Origin of the sequence: Hymenobacter sp. BRD128 (genome assembly GCF_013256625.1) — a bacterium.
In the GTDB taxonomy this organism is placed as follows: Bacteria; Bacteroidota; Bacteroidia; order Cytophagales; family Hymenobacteraceae; genus Hymenobacter.
Window position 1 is genome coordinate 4068969 of sequence record NZ_CP053908.1, and the last position, 15136, is coordinate 4084104.

12 protein-coding genes are annotated in these 15136 nt (G+C 65.2%); 6 read left to right on the forward strand and 6 right to left on the reverse strand.

Annotated features, from left to right (window positions below; all coding sequences use genetic code 11):
• The first annotated feature begins 155 nt into the window (after nucleotides 1–155).
• Entirely contained in the window at nucleotides 156–1457 is a 1302-nt protein-coding gene (chrA, locus tag GKZ68_RS18065; RefSeq protein WP_367949179.1) for a chromate efflux transporter, read from the forward strand.
• On the opposite strand, the gene GKZ68_RS18070 is transcribed toward chrA, so the two are convergent.
• The 3 genes from GKZ68_RS18070 to GKZ68_RS18080 form a co-directional block, all read right to left on the reverse strand.
• On the reverse strand, nucleotides 1454–2593 hold the full coding sequence (locus GKZ68_RS18070) for a lipocalin family protein (protein ID WP_173117248.1): 1140 nt from the start codon (nucleotides 2591–2593) through the stop codon (nucleotides 1454–1456). The two genes, chrA and GKZ68_RS18070, sit on opposite strands and share 4 nt — an antisense overlap.
• 730 nt (nucleotides 2594–3323) lie before the next feature.
• Nucleotides 3324–3824: a carboxypeptidase-like regulatory domain-containing protein gene (locus tag GKZ68_RS18075; protein WP_173117250.1), complete on the reverse strand. Its 501-nt coding sequence runs from the start codon at nucleotides 3822–3824 to the stop codon at nucleotides 3324–3326.
• Nucleotides 3803–4102: a hypothetical protein gene (locus tag GKZ68_RS18080; protein ID WP_173117252.1), complete on the reverse strand. Its 300-nt coding sequence runs from the start codon at nucleotides 4100–4102 to the stop codon at nucleotides 3803–3805. The genes GKZ68_RS18075 and GKZ68_RS18080 overlap by 22 nt, the downstream gene beginning before the upstream one ends.
• Nucleotides 4103–4264: 162 nt before the next feature.
• Between GKZ68_RS18080 and GKZ68_RS18085 the strand changes: the two genes are divergently transcribed.
• The 4 genes from GKZ68_RS18085 (at nucleotide 4265) to GKZ68_RS18100 (ending at nucleotide 11492) form a co-directional block, all read left to right on the forward strand.
• Nucleotides 4265–5983, forward strand: coding sequence for an amino acid permease (locus GKZ68_RS18085; RefSeq protein ID WP_254244292.1), 1719 nt, complete (start codon nucleotides 4265–4267; stop codon nucleotides 5981–5983).
• 97 nt (nucleotides 5984–6080) lie between these two features.
• The gene (locus tag GKZ68_RS18090) at nucleotides 6081–6416 is read left to right on the forward strand and encodes a hypothetical protein (RefSeq protein WP_173117256.1); all 336 of its coding nucleotides are present in this window, start codon (nucleotides 6081–6083) and stop codon (nucleotides 6414–6416) included.
• Complete coding sequence (locus tag GKZ68_RS18095; protein WP_173117258.1) at nucleotides 6409–6627, forward strand: hypothetical protein; 219 nt, start codon at nucleotides 6409–6411, stop codon at nucleotides 6625–6627. Before GKZ68_RS18090 ends, GKZ68_RS18095 begins: the two co-directional genes overlap by 8 nt.
• Before the next feature lie 68 nt (nucleotides 6628–6695).
• Complete coding sequence (locus GKZ68_RS18100; protein WP_173117260.1) at nucleotides 6696–11492, forward strand: DUF3320 domain-containing protein; 4797 nt, start codon at nucleotides 6696–6698, stop codon at nucleotides 11490–11492.
• 63 nt (nucleotides 11493–11555) lie between these two features.
• Here GKZ68_RS18100 and GKZ68_RS21755 read toward each other — a convergent pair whose 3' ends face one another.
• The 3 genes from GKZ68_RS21755 to GKZ68_RS18110 form a co-directional block, all read right to left on the reverse strand.
• Complete coding sequence (locus GKZ68_RS21755; RefSeq protein WP_217275273.1) at nucleotides 11556–12494, reverse strand: S8 family serine peptidase; 939 nt, start codon at nucleotides 12492–12494, stop codon at nucleotides 11556–11558.
• A complete protein-coding gene (locus tag GKZ68_RS21760; protein ID WP_217275274.1) occupies nucleotides 12491–13153 on the reverse strand; it encodes a protease pro-enzyme activation domain-containing protein in 663 nt (220 codons plus the stop codon). Before GKZ68_RS21760 ends, GKZ68_RS21755 begins: the two co-directional genes overlap by 4 nt.
• A 132-nt stretch (nucleotides 13154–13285) precedes the next feature.
• A complete protein-coding gene (locus GKZ68_RS18110) occupies nucleotides 13286–14272 on the reverse strand; it encodes a DMT family transporter (RefSeq protein ID WP_173117262.1) in 987 nt (328 codons plus the stop codon).
• A 91-nt stretch (nucleotides 14273–14363) separates the two neighbouring features.
• On the opposite strand from GKZ68_RS18110, the gene rpiA reads away from it, so the two are divergent.
• The gene (gene rpiA, locus GKZ68_RS18115) at nucleotides 14364–15116 is read left to right on the forward strand and encodes a ribose-5-phosphate isomerase RpiA (RefSeq protein WP_173117264.1); all 753 of its coding nucleotides are present in this window, start codon (nucleotides 14364–14366) and stop codon (nucleotides 15114–15116) included.
• The last annotated feature ends 20 nt before the right edge of the window (nucleotides 15117–15136 follow it).

Sequence of the window (15136 nt, forward strand, 5' to 3'; positions counted from 1 at the left end):
GCCCCGCGAAGCAGCTTGCCCGCCCCGTTGGAGTACCAACCCTAGCGGCGCAGCAGCGAGGTTTCGCGGGGCTCAGCATGACGTTCTTTTTTGCCTGGCAAAGCCACACAACCGGCTAGCCGGCTTTATCTTCGGCACAGCTACTTGCCTGCGCCGTGCCCGACCAATTGCCTGCCCGCCCCGATTTATCCGTGCCGCTGGTGCCGCTGCGCCGGGCGGGCCGCCGGATGCGCCGCACCCGCAATTTTATCTTCCTCAAGGATGTAGCCGCGCTGGCCTGCACGGCCTTCGGCGGGCCGCAGGCGCACCTGGCCATGATGTTTCGGCTGCTGGTGAATAAGCGCCGCTACCTCACCGCCGCCGAGCTGCTGGAGCTGCAGGCACTGTGCGCGCTGCTGCCCGGCCCCACCTCCACCCAGACCATGACGGCCATCGGCTTTCGGCTGGGGGGGCCAAATCTGGCCTACCTCACGCTGTTTATCTGGTGCCTGCCGGCCGTCACAATAATGACCCTGGCGGGGCTGCTGCTCACGCACTTCGACACGGCGTTTACGGCGCGGCTGGTGCAGTTTGTGCAGCCCGTAGCAGTAGGCTTCGTGGCGTTTTCGGCTTATCGCATCGCCGAAAAGGTTATTCAAACCAAAACCGCGGTGGCCCTGATGGCAATAGCGGCGATGGTGGCGTACTTCTTCCAACTGCCGGGCGTGCTGCCGCTGCTGCTGCTGGCGGGCGGCGCCGTGACCACCCTGCGCTACCGCAAGCACGCCATCGTGCCCAATAAAAAACCCATTCGGGTGGAATGGGCCAACGGGGCGCTGTGGCTAGGTACCTTTTTGGTGGCGGCCGTGCTGGGGCACTATACCCGGCTGCTGCCGGTGCGGCTGTTCGAGAATTTCTACCGCAACGGCTCGCTCGTATTCGGCGGTGGGCAGGTGCTGGCGCCGCTGCTCTTCGCCGAGTTTGTCGAGTACAAGCACTACCTCACGGGGCCGGAGTTTCTGTCGGGGCTCGGGCTGGTGCAGGCGCTGCCGGGGCCCAACTTCTCGTTTGCCAGCTACATCGGGGCGCTGGCCATGCGGCCGGTGGGCGGCCCGGCGGCCCAGCTGCTGGGCGCGGCGGTGGGTGCGGTGGGCATCTTTTTGCCCGGCACGTTCCTGATATTTTTCGTTATTCGCTTCTGGGACAGCCTGAGGCAGTACCGCGTGGTGAAGGCCTCGCTCGAAGGCGTGAATGCCGTGAGTGCCGGCCTGGTGTGCGCGGCGGCGCTGCTGCTCTACCACCCGCTGCCCGACCGCCTGCTGGCGCTGCCCGGCTCCTGGGCCACGGCTCACGGCGTGGCCCTGCCGCTCAACCCGCTGCTGGTGGGCCTCACGTTTTTGCTATTACTCTGGGAAAAAGTGCCGAGCGTGGCCATCGTGGGCGCGGCCCTGCTGGCCGGCGCGCTGCTAAAGGGCTAGCGGGTGCTGGCCGGGGCCGCTGGGCTGGCCGCATCGGCAGGCGCGCGCTGGGCGGCCTCGGCCTGGCGGTTGGTGATTTCCACGTAGGCCTTGCCCGTCACGGGCTGGCCGCGGTGGGTGCCCGTGACCTTGCACATGCCTTCCCAGTAGTACATGGTGAAGGCGTGGAAGAAGCGCAGGCCCAGTTCCTGGTCGGGCACGAGGGGCTCTACCACGAGGTCGTAGCCCTGGCCCGGCACCTGCACGCGCCATTTGGCCGGGTATTTCTTCTTGGAGTGCGGGCTGGTCCAGTAGGTGAGGGGCGTGAGCGTGAAGTCGTTGCCGCTCAGGTGCACGTTTTCATTGCTGGCGCTGAAAAACGAGCCGTTGTTGAGCGTCTGGTTGGTTTCGGTGTTGCGCAGCGTATTAAGCATCAGCTCCTCGCGGGGCTGGTCGAGCTGGATGCTGAGCCAGTCCCAGCCCACGCCTTTGCTCACGATGCTGGTGCAGTTCCACTGGCGGTCGTACCACAGCTCGCCGCTTACCTGGTGCACCTGGCCGCCCACCGTGAGCGTGCCGGTGGTGGCTAGCCTTGGGTAGGAGTAGTAGCCCGCCAAAATGCCCTGGCCGTAGTTTTCGTAACCCGTGCCGCCGTGCAGCAGCACCGGCTTGGTGGGCGTGGTGCTGAGGTTGAGGGCGTAGCCGGCGTTGGTTTTGCCGGTGAGGACGGCCTGAAACTGGTAGGTGCCTTCCTGGCCGTTGAAGGTCCAGGTCTGCCCGGCCTTGTGGTCGCGCAGGCGCACGGGCAGCGAGTCGGTGAGCAGGCGTGGCAGCTTGTCGAGCTGGTAGTCGTAGTTGAATTTCTGGCCCTGGGGGTCGGTAATGGCCACGTTCACCATCTGGTAATCATCGCGGCCATCCTTCAGATTGAAGTGAAAAAAGACGTATTCCACGCCAAACTCTTCGCCGCTAGCCTCGTCGCGCAGGTGGCCGGTGAGGTACCACCACTCCAGCGAGTTTTTGGGGTGCACGGCCTCCTCATGGGGCAGGTCGGCGCGGGTAGTGGTGGGATTAAAGCGGATGGTCGGCACCGGCTTAAACGAAGAGCAGGCCGATAAAAAAAGCGTCAGCAGCAGGGCTAGGGGTAGGCGCATCATACCCTGGCACAAGGCTTTTCGGGGCCGAAAAGTTTGGGTGCGGTGCTGGGTTTAGAAGAAGCCAGGGTTTCGGTTGATTACTTTTTTTATCTTAATATGGTAAGGCTTGGTACGGGTAGAGTCAAACGGCACCCTTGCCCCTAGATGATTTCTTCCATAACTCTTCTTCCAATAAATAACAGTAATGTAGTGCACTTTACTAAACTCACGTTTGGGCAGTAATAACCGAAAATGACCCCTGGCATCAGTACTGCCATCAATGCCTTTCACTCTCACCCGCGCCTCGACTTTGCGAATGCCCAACCAGTTACTCACCACTCCTTGAACAAGAAACAAGCTATCGGGAATGGTAGCGTGTGTGGAATTGGTAACCGTAGCTCTGGGCTTCACACCCTGTGCCCGCGCCTTCATCCCGGACACCGACCCTAGCAGCAACACCGTAGCCACCGCCCACCGCTGCCACCCGGTTACGGGCTGCGCCGCCGCCACTAGGGGCCGGTCCACTTGGTCTTCCCGAAACCGGCCGCATCTGCGTTCAGGACTATACTGTTTCAAAAAGGCCACGACCTCCCCGTCTGTCATCCAAGTAAAGTCCACGACCTGCGTTTGGCAGCTAGCGCAATGCCGTCCTACGTCGGTAGGAGTCATGGCATCCCAGCTTTCGGCGCAGGGGGCAGGCTGATGAATAGTAGTGGGGGGCATAGCAGTAAATGTATGTCTACTACCGCAATTAAGGCCGAAATGGCTTGGTAACCCAATACTTACCCCAGTTGAAGAAGCGGCGCGGGTGCCAGGGCCACGGGCGCTGATAAACGCCGCCGATGATGACTACTTCGCCCGCCAGCATACGAGTGTCAGCGGCTAGCGCTACCGTGAGCGGCTGGCTACTCGCCGCTACCACTTTCTCCTGGCTGGTAAAACCTACGGAACTAAAAATGAGGTGTATAGGCGTAGTGCTAGCCGCCACCGGCAACGCAAAGGCTCCGTTGACATCAGTCGAAACGCCCGTATCAGTGCCCTTCAGCAGCACCGTCACGCCCGGCAGGCCTTCGTGCGTGGCCGAGTCGGTCACGGTGCCGCGTATCGTTAGGAGCCCGCCGGTGGGCGGGGCTGGTGCGGGCGCAGCGGCGCGGCCGGGCTGCGCCGCGGTAGTGGCGCTGCTGGCCGCTGGCAGCGGCCCGGCGTAGTAGCTGCCGCGCGTTTGTGCCGCTACCCGGCTGCTGCCGAGCACTCCCCGACTGCCAGCATTGCCCCTAGCCAGCTGCGCCAGCGGTTGGGCTGGGTGGCCGGCACTAAGGGCCGGGCTAGCTGGTCGGCCCGCAGGCGGCCGCAGGTTTGGCCGGAAGCCTGGCGCAGAGCAGCCAGGATTTCCGCGTCGGTTTTCAGGGTAAAATCGACCACCGTTTTTTGGCAGGCAGCGCAGTGGCGGCCGGTGGCGGTGGGCGTCATGGCGTCCCAGCTTTCGGCGCAGGGCTGCGGAATGCGGACTAGGGTAGGGCATTGAAGCATAGCTCAGAAAAGCACGGTGGTTTTCCTTCCGATGCCGGGCCGCGCCCGATTGCACACGGCCGGGCCGTATCTTGGCCGTTTACTAGTTTGCGCGCCCAATCTTCTTCCCGGCCGAATGCCCCCACCAATTCCTCGCTCTTTCGCCGCAAGTCCATCGCGGCCATCCTGGCTAATCCGCCCGCCGACGCCGACGGCCACGGCGGTGCCCCCGGCGGGCTAGCCCGCCACCTCACCGTGCGCGACCTCACCGGCCTCGGCATCGCGGCCATTATCGGGGCGGGCATTTTCTCGACTATCGGCCAGGCTAGCCTCAACGGCGGGCCGGCGGTGTCGCTGCTGTTTGTGTTTACGGCGGTGGCCTGCGCGTTTTCGGCGCTCTGCTACGCGCAGTTTGCGGCGACTATTCCGGTGAGCGGCTCGGCCTATACCTACGCCTACACCTCCTTTGGCGAGCTGGCGGCCTGGATTATCGGCTGGGCGCTCATCATGGAATACGCGGTGGGCAACATCGTGGTAGCCATTTCGTGGAGCGACTATTTCACCGGCCTGCTCGATGGCATCGGGCTGCATATTCCGCGCTGGCTCACGATGGGCACCCAGAGCGCGCACGCTGGCTACGAGGCCGTTATGGGGCTTATGCAGGCCGGCAAGCCCCTGGCGGCGGCCACGCCTGCCCAACTCGATGCCTACTACGCCTGGGCCCAGGCGCCCGAGCTGCCCGGCGGCTTCCGGCTGGTGGTCGATTTGCCCGCTTTCCTCATCACGGTGGCCATCACGGCGCTGGTGTACGTGGGCATCAAGGAAAGTAAGAACGTGTCTAACCTGTTGGTAGCTTTAAAACTAGCCGTGGTGGCCATCGTGATTGCGGTGGGCGTTTTCTACGTGCAGCCGGCCAACTGGCATCCTTTTGCTCCAAATGGCATTGGCGGCGTGCTGAAAAGCGTGTCGGCCGTGTTTTTTGCCTACATCGGTTTCGACGCCATCTCGACCACCGCCGAAGAGTGCAAAAACCCCCAGCGCGACCTGCCCAAGGCGATGATGTACGCGCTCATTATCTGCACGGTGCTCTACGTGTTTATCACGATGGTGCTCACGGGCATGGTGAATTACAAAGAGCTAGGGGTGGGCGACCCACTGTCGTTCGTGTTTGCCAAGGTGGGCCTGACCTGGTTTTCCAAAATCGTGGCCGTGAGCGCCGTGTTTGCCATGACCTCGGTGCTGCTGGTGTTTCAACTGGGGCAGCCGCGCATCTGGCTCACCATGAGCCGCGATGGGCTGCTGCCGCCCGTGTTTGCCAAGGTGCACCCCACCTTTCACACGCCTTCGTTCAGCACCATCGTCACGGGTATTTTCGTGGGCGTGCCGGCCTTGTTTCTGAACATGGACCTAGTGGTGGACCTCACCAGCATCGGCACGCTGTTCGCCTTTGCGCTGGTGTGCGGCGGCATCCTCATCATTGACCCCTACGGCAAGTCCGATGCCCGCTTCACGGTGCCCTACATCAGCGGGCGCTGGCTGGTGCCGCTGCTGCTGCTGGCGGCCGGCTGGCTGCTGTGGCGCTACGACCACGACACGATTGTGAAGCTCATCGAGGACGTAAACGGCAGCACCGCCGCCCGCTCGGGCGAAGGCTACTACAGCGTCTTCCGCCACCAAATTCCGTACCTCGTGTTCATTCTGGCGTCGCTGGCCATCGCGGTGGTCACGTTCCAGAAGAAGCTCTCGCTGCTGCCGGTGCTGGGCCTGCTCACCAATCTGTATTTGATGACGCAGCTCGGCATTAACAACTGGACGATGTTCCTCATCTGGCTGCTCATCGGGCTAGCCATCTACTTCGGCTACGGCTACAAGCATTCCAAGCTAAATAAATCGGCCGCTTAGATGCTACCGGGTAGTTGGCAAGTGAGTAGAACGGCAGCTAGTTTAGCGGGTTAGCTTTTCCCGCGCTATGTTGCCAGCCGCTCGCCCATTATTCTTTATGCTGCTGCTAGCCCTGTTGCCCCTGGCCTTGGGCTACTGGGTTAACGCACGCGCTCCCTATCCGGCTAGCCGTGCGCACGCGGCGGGCCACTGCACGCGGTATTGCGCGCTGCATTACTGCACCCACGCCACCCGCGCCAACAGCCCGGCCTATTATCAGCTGCTGCCCGTGTACGACGCCACCGTGCGAACCCTAGCCAGCGGCGGACGCGGCTGGTACGCTGCTACCAACGTGGTCGTGTACCTGGTGCTGCTGCCGGCCCTGCTCGTTTGGCTCACTTACGGCGCCCTGCGCGATGGCCAGCGGCTAGCTCAACTCCGTCGCCATGCCTGACACGCTAACACAGGCAATGCGCTGGGCCTTCTGGTACTGCTGCGACTTTATGGTGAACCTGGGCAACCGCACGCATAGCTCTTACTACGAGGCCAATACCTGGGTGCTGCTGGTGTTGCTGCCGGGGCTGCTGGCGCTGCTTATCGGGGTGCGGGTGGGACAGCGGCTGGCCCTGCGGCGCGTGCGGCGACGTGTGGCGGCGCGGCGCTAGGCTGGTGGGTGGGTATGGTCCGGCTATCTTGGCGTTAGGATTCTATACTACCGCCTAGCCAGCTCTTTATGTCGCCTCCCGATACGCTGCCCGCCACCGATGCAACGACCCTGGTCGCCCGCCTCGACGCCTCCCGCCAGGAGCTGCTTGACCTGGGCATGCGCAATCCGCTGCTCAACTTTCGCCTATCTAAAGCGCAGGGCGTGAGCATTGTGCGGGAGGAGGCCGCGCCGGTGTTCGACGTGCTGGTGCGCCAGGGCAAAACCATGTATTTCCAGGCCGCGCCCGAAGCGCCGAAGCCGGCCAGACCTGCGCTCAAGGAGCAACCCACCACCGCCTCCGATGACCTGCCGGCCCTCACCGATTATCTGGTCGAAAACCCGCCCTTGCCGCCCACCGAAGCCGAGCGGCTAGCCCTGCTTTCCGATAACAAGCTGCAAACCGCCGAGCCGCTGGCCCAGCTCGAAAAGCGCCTGCTCAACACCTACTACACCGCCCGCACCAGCCTCGAAGAAACCGGCGTCAATATTCTCTACCTGGCCCTGGGCATGCTCACCTGGTACGAAGATGCCAGCAGCCCCGAGCCGCGCCAGGCGCCGCTGGTGCTGGTGCCCGTGCTGCTGGAGCGCGGCACCGCTGCCGAGCGCTTTCGGCTGCGCCACACCGGCGCCGAGGTCGAGGGCAATTTGTCGCTCCAGGCCAAGCTTAAGGCCAGCTTTGGGCTAGCCCTGCCGCTGCCCGAGCTCGATGAGGAAGGCCAGCTGGGTGACTACTATACCGAAGTAGCAGCGGCCGTGGCGGGCTTCGCGCGCTGGCGGGTCGAGATTGACAGCCTGGCGCTGGGCTTTTTTTCCTTCGGGAAATTCCTGCTTTATCGTGACCTTGACCCCAGCACCTGGCCGGCCGGGGCTAGCCTGCTCGACCACCCGGCCATCGGCGCGCTACTAGGCACCGATACGGGCTTTCAGGATGCCCCGCCCACGGTGGGCGAAGCAGCTTTCCTCGATACCGAAAGCCCGGCTGCCGAGCTGCACCAAGTGCTCGACGCCGACTCGTCGCAGCTGCTAGCCCTGCTGGCGGTGCACGAGGGGCGCAACCTCGTCATTCAGGGCCCACCCGGTACCGGCAAGTCGCAAACCATTGCGAATCTGCTCGCTGAGGCCATTGGGGCCGGTAAGAAAGTGCTCTTCGTGGCCGAAAAAATGGCGGCCCTCGAAGTCGTAAAGCGCCGCCTCGACGCGCTAGGCCTCGGCGCGGCTTGCCTAGAGCTGCACAGCCACAAAGCCAACAAAAAAGCCCTGCACGACGAGCTTAAGCAAATCCTCAGTCTGGGCCGCCCCGCCACCGCCGCCAGCGTAGAAGACCAGATGGCCCAGCTGCCGCGCTACCGACTGGCCCTCAATGACTATGCCCTGGCCGTAAACGCCCCGCTAGGTCGCAGCCGCCGCACCGCCCAGCAGCTAGCCGGCGAGCTGCTGGCCCTGCGCGAAGCCACCGGCACGGTGCAGCTGCCACGCCTTCCTTTTACTGAGCTAGCCAACTGGACCGATGCCGATGCCGCCCAGGCCGGGGCCCTGGCCACCCGCCTGCAAGCCACGCTGCAGAAAATCGGCCCGCCCAAAAGCCTGCTTTTCTGGGGCAGCGAGCTGACCGTGCTGCTGCCCGCCGACCAAGCCGCGCTAGCCCCGCGCCTGGCCGAAGCCGTGGCTGCCGTGAAGGCGTTGCAAGCCGCCGTCACAACCTTGGCGCACCTGCTCGGCCTGCCTGCGCCCACCGGCCGCCTTGCTGCCGAAGCGCTGCTTCCCGCCGCCCGCCACGCCCAGCTAGCCCCACCGCTGGCCGGCGCCGTCGTGGCCGATGCCGCCTGGCTGCACCAGGCCGGCCGCCTCACCGAGGCGCTGCACGCCGGTGCCGCCCACGCCGCCCTGCGCCAGCAGCACGACGCTGAGCTACTGCCCGAGGCCTGGAGCCAACACTTGCTGGCCGAGCGCGCCGCCCTGCTGGCCTACGGCGACAAGTGGTGGAGCTTCATCATCAGCGACTACCGCCGCGCCCGCCAGCGCCTGCAAAGCCTGTGGCGCGGCCCGCTGCCGAAGGATAATGCTGGTTTGGTGGCGGTTATCGATGCCATTCACGAAGCCGCCCGACACGTGCAGACGGTGGCCGACGCCGCGCCGCTCGGCCAGCAACTCTTTGGCCCTGCCTGGCATGGTGAGCGCTCCGACTGGCCGGCGTTGCAGAAGACACAGCAGTACCTCACGGGTACGCACCAGCGCATTGCGCGCGGCGAGCTGCCCGCCGCGCTGCTAGCCTACCTGGCCCGCGCCGAGCGGCCCGAAGCTATTGCCGCGCCCCTGGCTAGCCTCGAAAACGCGCTGAATCAGCAGCGCGCCGCCGTGCAGGCCGTGGCCGACGCCTTGCAGCTGAACGAGGCCCGGCGCTTTGGCCCCGAGGGGCGGTTGCAGTTTCAACCATTTGACCAGCAGCTAACTATACTCTCCGCCTGGGCCGCCGACCTGCCGGCCCTGCGCCTCGCTACCGAGTGGAACAACGTGGCCGCCACCGCCCGCGCCGAGCACCTGCCCGAGCTGCTGGTGCTGGCCGAAACCTGGCCCGAGGCTAGCCAGTACTTGGCCGCCGCCGTGCGCCAAACCTGGCTCGAATACTTGCAGCGGCTGGCCTACGAGCAGTACCCGGCCCTGCGGCAGTTTGAGCGGGCTAGCCACGAAGAAGTGGCCGCCCGCTTCCGGGCGGCCGACCGCGACTCGCTGTATCACAACCGGATACGGGCCATGCGGCACCACTTTGAGCAGCTGCCCAACCCGCAGGCGGGCGGACAGATGCTGCTCTTGCGCAACGAGTTTGCCAAGAAAACCCGCCACTTGCCCTTGCGCCAGCTTATGGAAAAAGCCGGCCGGGCGGTGCAGGCCATCAAGCCCATTTTTATGATGTCGCCGCTATCGGTGGCCAGCTACCTGCCGCCCGGCGCGGTCGAATTTGACCTGGTGGTGTTTGACGAGGCTAGCCAGGTGAAGCCCGTGGATGCGCTGGGCGCCATTGCGCGGGGCCGCCAGTTGGTGGTAGTGGGCGACTCGAAGCAGCTGCCGCCCACGAGCTTTTTCGACTCGCTCACCGGCACCGGCGAAGCGGCCGACGAAGAAAACGTGACCGCCGACATCCAGAGCATTCTGGAGCTGTGCAAAGCCCGCCAGATGCCCGAGCGGATGCTGCGTTGGCACTATCGCTCGCTGCACCAGTCGCTTATCGCGGCGTCCAATCATCTTTTCTACGAGGATAAGCTGGTGATTTTTCCCAGTCCCGGCGGGCAGGGGCAGCTCGGGTTGGTGTACCATCACCTGCCCGACACCTACTACGAACGCGGCACCACACGCACTAATCCGCTGGAGGCTGCGGCCGTGGCCGAGGCCGTGCTACACCACGCGCGCACTACGCCTCGGCTTACGCTAGGCGTAGTGGCGTTTAGCACGGCGCAGCGCCAGGCCATTCAGGATGCGCTGGAAAGCCGGCGTAAGCAGCACCCTGAAGCCGAGGCATTTTTCAGCGGCCACCCGCACGAGCCGTTTTTTATCAAGAACCTGGAAAACGTGCAGGGCGACGAGCGCGACGTTATCCTCATCAGCCTCGGCTACGGGCGCACCGAGGACGGTAACCTCACCATGAGCTTCGGCCCGCTGAATGGTGAGGGCGGCGAGCGCCGCCTCAACGTACTGATAACCCGCGCTAAGCAGCGCTGCGAGGTCTTTACCAACCTCACCGCCGACGACCTCGACCTGAGCCGCACCCGCGCCAAGGGCGTGGCGGCGCTGCGCACCTTTCTGCAGTTTGCCCAGCACGGCCGCCTCAGCCAAAGCGAGGAGGCTAGCCGCGAGGTCGCCACGCCGTTTGAGGACGAGGTGCGGCGGGCGCTCACGGCGCGGGGCTACACCGTGCGGCCGCAGGTGGGCAGCCAGGGCTTTTACATTGATTTGGCGGTAGTTGACCCTGGCGAGCCGGGCCGCTACGCGCTGGGTATCGAGTGCGACGGGGCCATGTACCACAGCGCCCGCTCGGCCCGCGACCGCGACCGCCTGCGCCAGCAGGTGCTCGAAGCCGTGGGCTGGCGCCTGCACCGCATCTGGAGCACCGACTGGTTTCGCGACCCGGCGGCCGCCACCGAGCGCGCCGTGGCCGCTATCGAAGAAGCCCGCCGCCAGGCTAGCCTCGCCCAGGCTGATGAGCCGGAAGAGGCTGCTGCTGAAAGCGCTAGCCCCGTCGCGCTGGCCCGCGAGGAGCCGCCCGCGCCCGGCGCCTCGGCCGCGCCGCCCTACCAGGTGGCGCAGCTGCCGCCCACCATTGCGCAGCGCGAAGTGCCCCAGCACCCGGTGGGCCGCCTGGCCGCCTGGGTGGCCGAGGTGGTGGCCGTGGAAAGCCCCGTGCACCTCGACGAGGTAACGCGGCGCCTCGCCAATGCCGCCGGCGCCGCGCAGGTGGGCGCGCGCATCCGGGCCAGCGTGGCCGAGGCCGCCCGGCTAGCCGCCAAAATCGGCAGTATTCGGGTGCAGGGCGACTTTTTGTGGACGCCCACTATGCTGCCTACCGCCGTGCCCGTGCGCGACCGCAGCGCCCTACCGGCTATCTCGCGCAAGCTTAGTCTGGTGGCGCCCGAAGAGCTAGCCGCCGCCGTGCGCACCGTAGTGCGCGACAGCTTTGCCCTGGAGCGCGAGGCGGTAGCGCTACCCACCGCGCGGCTGTTGGGTTTCGGCAGGCCTAGCGAGGAACAGAAGCAGCTGATTGGCGAAGCGGTGGAAAAGCTTTTGCTGGCGAAGGAATTAGTGGAAAATAACGGTGTGCTGACTGCTAGTTAAATAGCTGACCTACTGCAAACTTTGTGCATCGGCTTTGCAACTACGACAGATTGAAAATTGCCATTAAGCGACGGACGGCGAAGCGCTTTGCAGCGCCGCCAGCAGGCTAGCCCCCTGCGGGCTGCCCCAGCCGGTGCAGGCATCCCAGCCGGGCGCGGCCGCGAAGGCACCATTAGTGCCGCTGGTGATGTCGCGGCATACGTTTTTGCCGGCCAGCGAGCCGTAGAGTAAGGGGTTCAGAAAGCCCACTGGCTTGGGCAGCTTCTGGTTGAGCAGGGCCAGCAGGCCGGCCCACAGCGGCGCCACGGCGCTGGTGCCGCCGATTACCATATTCTGGCCATCTACCCGCACTTGGTAGCCGGTGGCGGGGTCGGCGTCGCCGGCCACGTCGGGCAGGCCCCGGCCGGGCGGGGTGGCAGTGGGCAGCGTGAGGGCGCGCTGGTAGTCGGGCACCGGAAAATGGGCGCTCAGGCCGCCGCCGGTGGCGCTGTCGGGGCCTTCATTCCACACCACTTCGTCGCTGATGGTCTGTGCATTAGCCGTGAGCTTGGTGCCGCCGCAGGCCAGGGCGTGCGGGCTGCTGGCCGGAAAGTCGGCGTGCGGCTGGCCGTCGGCCACGCCATCGGCCGAGCCGTTGTCGCCGGCCGCGCAGCACACCGTGACGCCCAGTAGGGCAGCGGCCTGAAAGGTTTGGTCGAACTGGTCCATTGATTGGGCGGTCCAGGTTGATTCGGGCCCGCCCCAGCTAATGGAAATAATGGAAGGCTTGTTGGTGGTGTCGTGCACCGCTGCCGTAATGGCGTTGAGAAATCCCTGCGAGGTATTGGGCGCGAAATACACTACGATGCGCGCCTTGGGCGCCACGGCGGCGGCCACTTCAATATCGAGCAGCACCTCGCCGTCAGCGCTGTTGGCGGTGGTGGGCTGGTTGCGGCCGCCGTTCACGCTCACCACTTTCACGGTGGGCGCGGGCAGCTTGAGGCCAGCGAAGTAGGTTTTCAAATCCTGCGGCTTAAACCCGCCCCCAGCTCAATGATGGCAATGGTTTGCCCCGTGCCATCGAGGCCGGTCGGAAACTGATACAGCTGCGCCAGCTGCGGCGGCGTAAAGGCCTGGGCCACCGCCCGCGCCACAATGGCCCCCAGCCCCGGCGCGGGCCGCACCTGAAAGTGCGGCTGCGCCTGCGGCCGGTTGTCGAGTCCAAACACGCCCTGCACGATGTCGCTCAGCGCGGCGGGCACCGTTACGGGGCCAGTGCGGCCCCGGTACGTGCCTTCGGGATACGTGTACTGGTGCAGCTGCGTGCCAAAGGCTGCCTCAAATTCGGCGGCCGTGCCGGCTAGCTGCACCTCGCGGCACCCCGGGTCGGTGTGCATTACCACCAAGCCGTGGGCGCGGGCAAAGTCAGTTACCTGCTGGATATCGTGCGGGTCGGCGCCGCACTGGGCGGCTAGCTCTTCGCGGGTGAGGTAGGCCCGCTGCTGCGGCAGCACATCGGCCAGGGCGCCGGTGGCTTGCAGGTTGGTCAGGGGCATTTTGGGGCGCACGCGCACGGTTACCTCCAGTCGTTCGGTAGGGGGCAACGGGTGCAAAGGCTGCGCCTCGGGCAGGGGCACGCGCTCGCTGCCGGGCACGGCAACTCGGGCTTGGGTGGGGGACATAGCTAGCTTGCTGGAAAAGGGATAGAGGGAATAGCTTCTCTCTACGCAAACGGCCAGCATCCGATTACTCCTCACCCGTGCAAAGGCCGCCCCGGCTTGCTGGCCAATGCTGCCGCGGGTGCCCGCCGCTAGTTACCGCGCCCGGTGAATGATGAACACTCCGGCCAGAATAACGACCATGCCCGCCGCGTGCCACAGGTTAAACGCCTCTCCATCGAGCGCGCCCCAGGCCAGCGCCACAATCGGAATGAGGTAGGTGCTCGATGAGGCAAAGAGCGTAGTTGAGCGCTGGATGAGCATATTAAACAGCACCGTAGCCACGGCCGTGCTCATGGTGGCCAGCAGGGCAATGTAGCCAAATGCCGGCCAGGCGCCCGGTACCGTGGCCAGTTTGTGCACGAAACCAGTGCCGAGCAGCAGATATGCCAGCGCCGGCCCGCCGATAAGGAGCAGCAGCAGCGAGGTCACGGCCACCGGCGTCAAAGTGTGCAGGCGGTGCTTTATCACGTTCACACTGAGGCCGTAGCCTACGGTAGCCACCACGATGTAGCCGCCGTACCAGGCCGAGCCCGCCTCGCCGGTTGGGCTAGCCGCGTCGCCGCTGCCGCCCAGCAGCATCAGCACCACCGTGCCCGCCAGGCCCAGCCCAATGCCCAGCACCCGCAGCCCGGTGAGGCGCTGCCCAAACAGCAGCGCGCCCACCAGCAGCGCAAACACCGCCGTGAGGGCATTGAGCACGCCCGCCAGTCCCGAGGCCAGCCGCGTTTCGGCATAGGCGAATAGAAAAGCCGGAATGAGCGTGCCTACCGTACCGCTGAGCGCCAGCCACTTGAGCCGGCCGCGCTCGACGCGCCCGATTTCGCGCAGCGCAAACGGCAGCAGCAGCATGGCCGCCACGCTCACCCGCGCGGCGCCCAGCTCCAGGGCCGAAAACACCACCAGCCCTTTTTTCATCAAAATAAACGACGTGCCCCAGATAAGCGATAGCACCCCGAGCAGCCCCCAGGCCGAGGCTGGCGGCGCGGGGCTAGCCACCGCCACTTCGGGCGCGGCCGACGCGGCGGGCGCGATAGCTACGTCGGCGGCAGTTGAGGAATCGGGCAGGGTAGGAGCGGGCATCGTGCAAAATTACGCCCGGCGCCGGCTGGCTAGCCTGCCCGTAGCGGCTGCCGCGCCGTAACATTGCCCCTGATTTTTATTTCTCCGCCCTATGCCCGCTAGCATCACGCCCACTCTCTCGCCCCAGGAACTCGAAAAACAACAAGCTGCCGCCGCTGCCGTGCGCTGGGTGCGCGATGGCATGGTGCTGGGCCTGGGTAGCGGCAGCACCTCGGCCCAGTTTATCATTCAGCTCGGGGCAGCCGTCCAAAATGGCCTGAAAGTGCAGGGCACCGCTACTTCACTGGCGAGTGAGGCGCTAGCCCGGCAGGTGGGCATTCCGCTGCTGGAGCCGCGCCGGGGCCTGCGCTTCGACCTTACCGTGGACGGCGCCGACGAACTCGACGCTCACCTGCGCCTCGTTAAAGGCGGTGGCGGGGCGCTGCTACGCGAAAAAACCATCGAAACGGCGTCCGACTACCTGCTCGTGGTGGCCGATTCGTCCAAGCTGGTGCCGCAGCTCGGCCGCTTTCCGCTGCCGCTGGAGGTGGTGCCCTTTACGCTGCCCTGGGTGCTCGATGCGCTCGATGGCCTGGGTGCCCACCCGGTGGTGCGCCCCGCCCTGGCCGACCCTAGCCAGCCCTACTACACCGACCAGCGCAACCTGATAGTAGACTGCCACTTCGGAGCCATCGCTGACCCCGAGGCCCTGGCTGCGCGGCTGCAAGTCATCCCCGGCGTGGTCGAGCACGGTATCTTTCTGGGGCTAGCCAAGGCGGCTATCGTCATTCAGCACGGCCAGCCGATGGTACTTAAGCCCGGCGAGGCCGCCCGCCCAGCCACGGAGTTTGCAGCGCTGCCGTAGAAAAAGCAAGAACCAACTAA

Coding starts and splice junctions, on each gene's coding strand:
- rpiA (WP_173117264.1), top strand. CDS start 14,364: ATGCCCGCTAGCATCACGCCCACTCTCTCGCCCCAGGAACTCGAAAAA.
- GKZ68_RS18080 (WP_173117252.1), bottom strand. CDS start 4,102: ATGCTTCAATGCCCTACCCTAGTCCGCATTCCGCAGCCCTGCGCCGAA.
- GKZ68_RS18110 (WP_173117262.1), bottom strand. CDS start 14,272: ATGCCCGCTCCTACCCTGCCCGATTCCTCAACTGCCGCCGACGTAGCT.
- GKZ68_RS18070 (WP_173117248.1), bottom strand. CDS start 2,593: ATGATGCGCCTACCCCTAGCCCTGCTGCTGACGCTTTTTTTATCGGCC.
- GKZ68_RS21760 (WP_217275274.1), bottom strand. CDS start 13,153: ATGTCCCCCACCCAAGCCCGAGTTGCCGTGCCCGGCAGCGAGCGCGTG.
- GKZ68_RS18090 (WP_173117256.1), top strand. CDS start 6,081: ATGCTGCTGCTAGCCCTGTTGCCCCTGGCCTTGGGCTACTGGGTTAAC.
- GKZ68_RS18095 (WP_173117258.1), top strand. CDS start 6,409: ATGCCTGACACGCTAACACAGGCAATGCGCTGGGCCTTCTGGTACTGC.
- GKZ68_RS18100 (WP_173117260.1), top strand. CDS start 6,696: ATGTCGCCTCCCGATACGCTGCCCGCCACCGATGCAACGACCCTGGTC.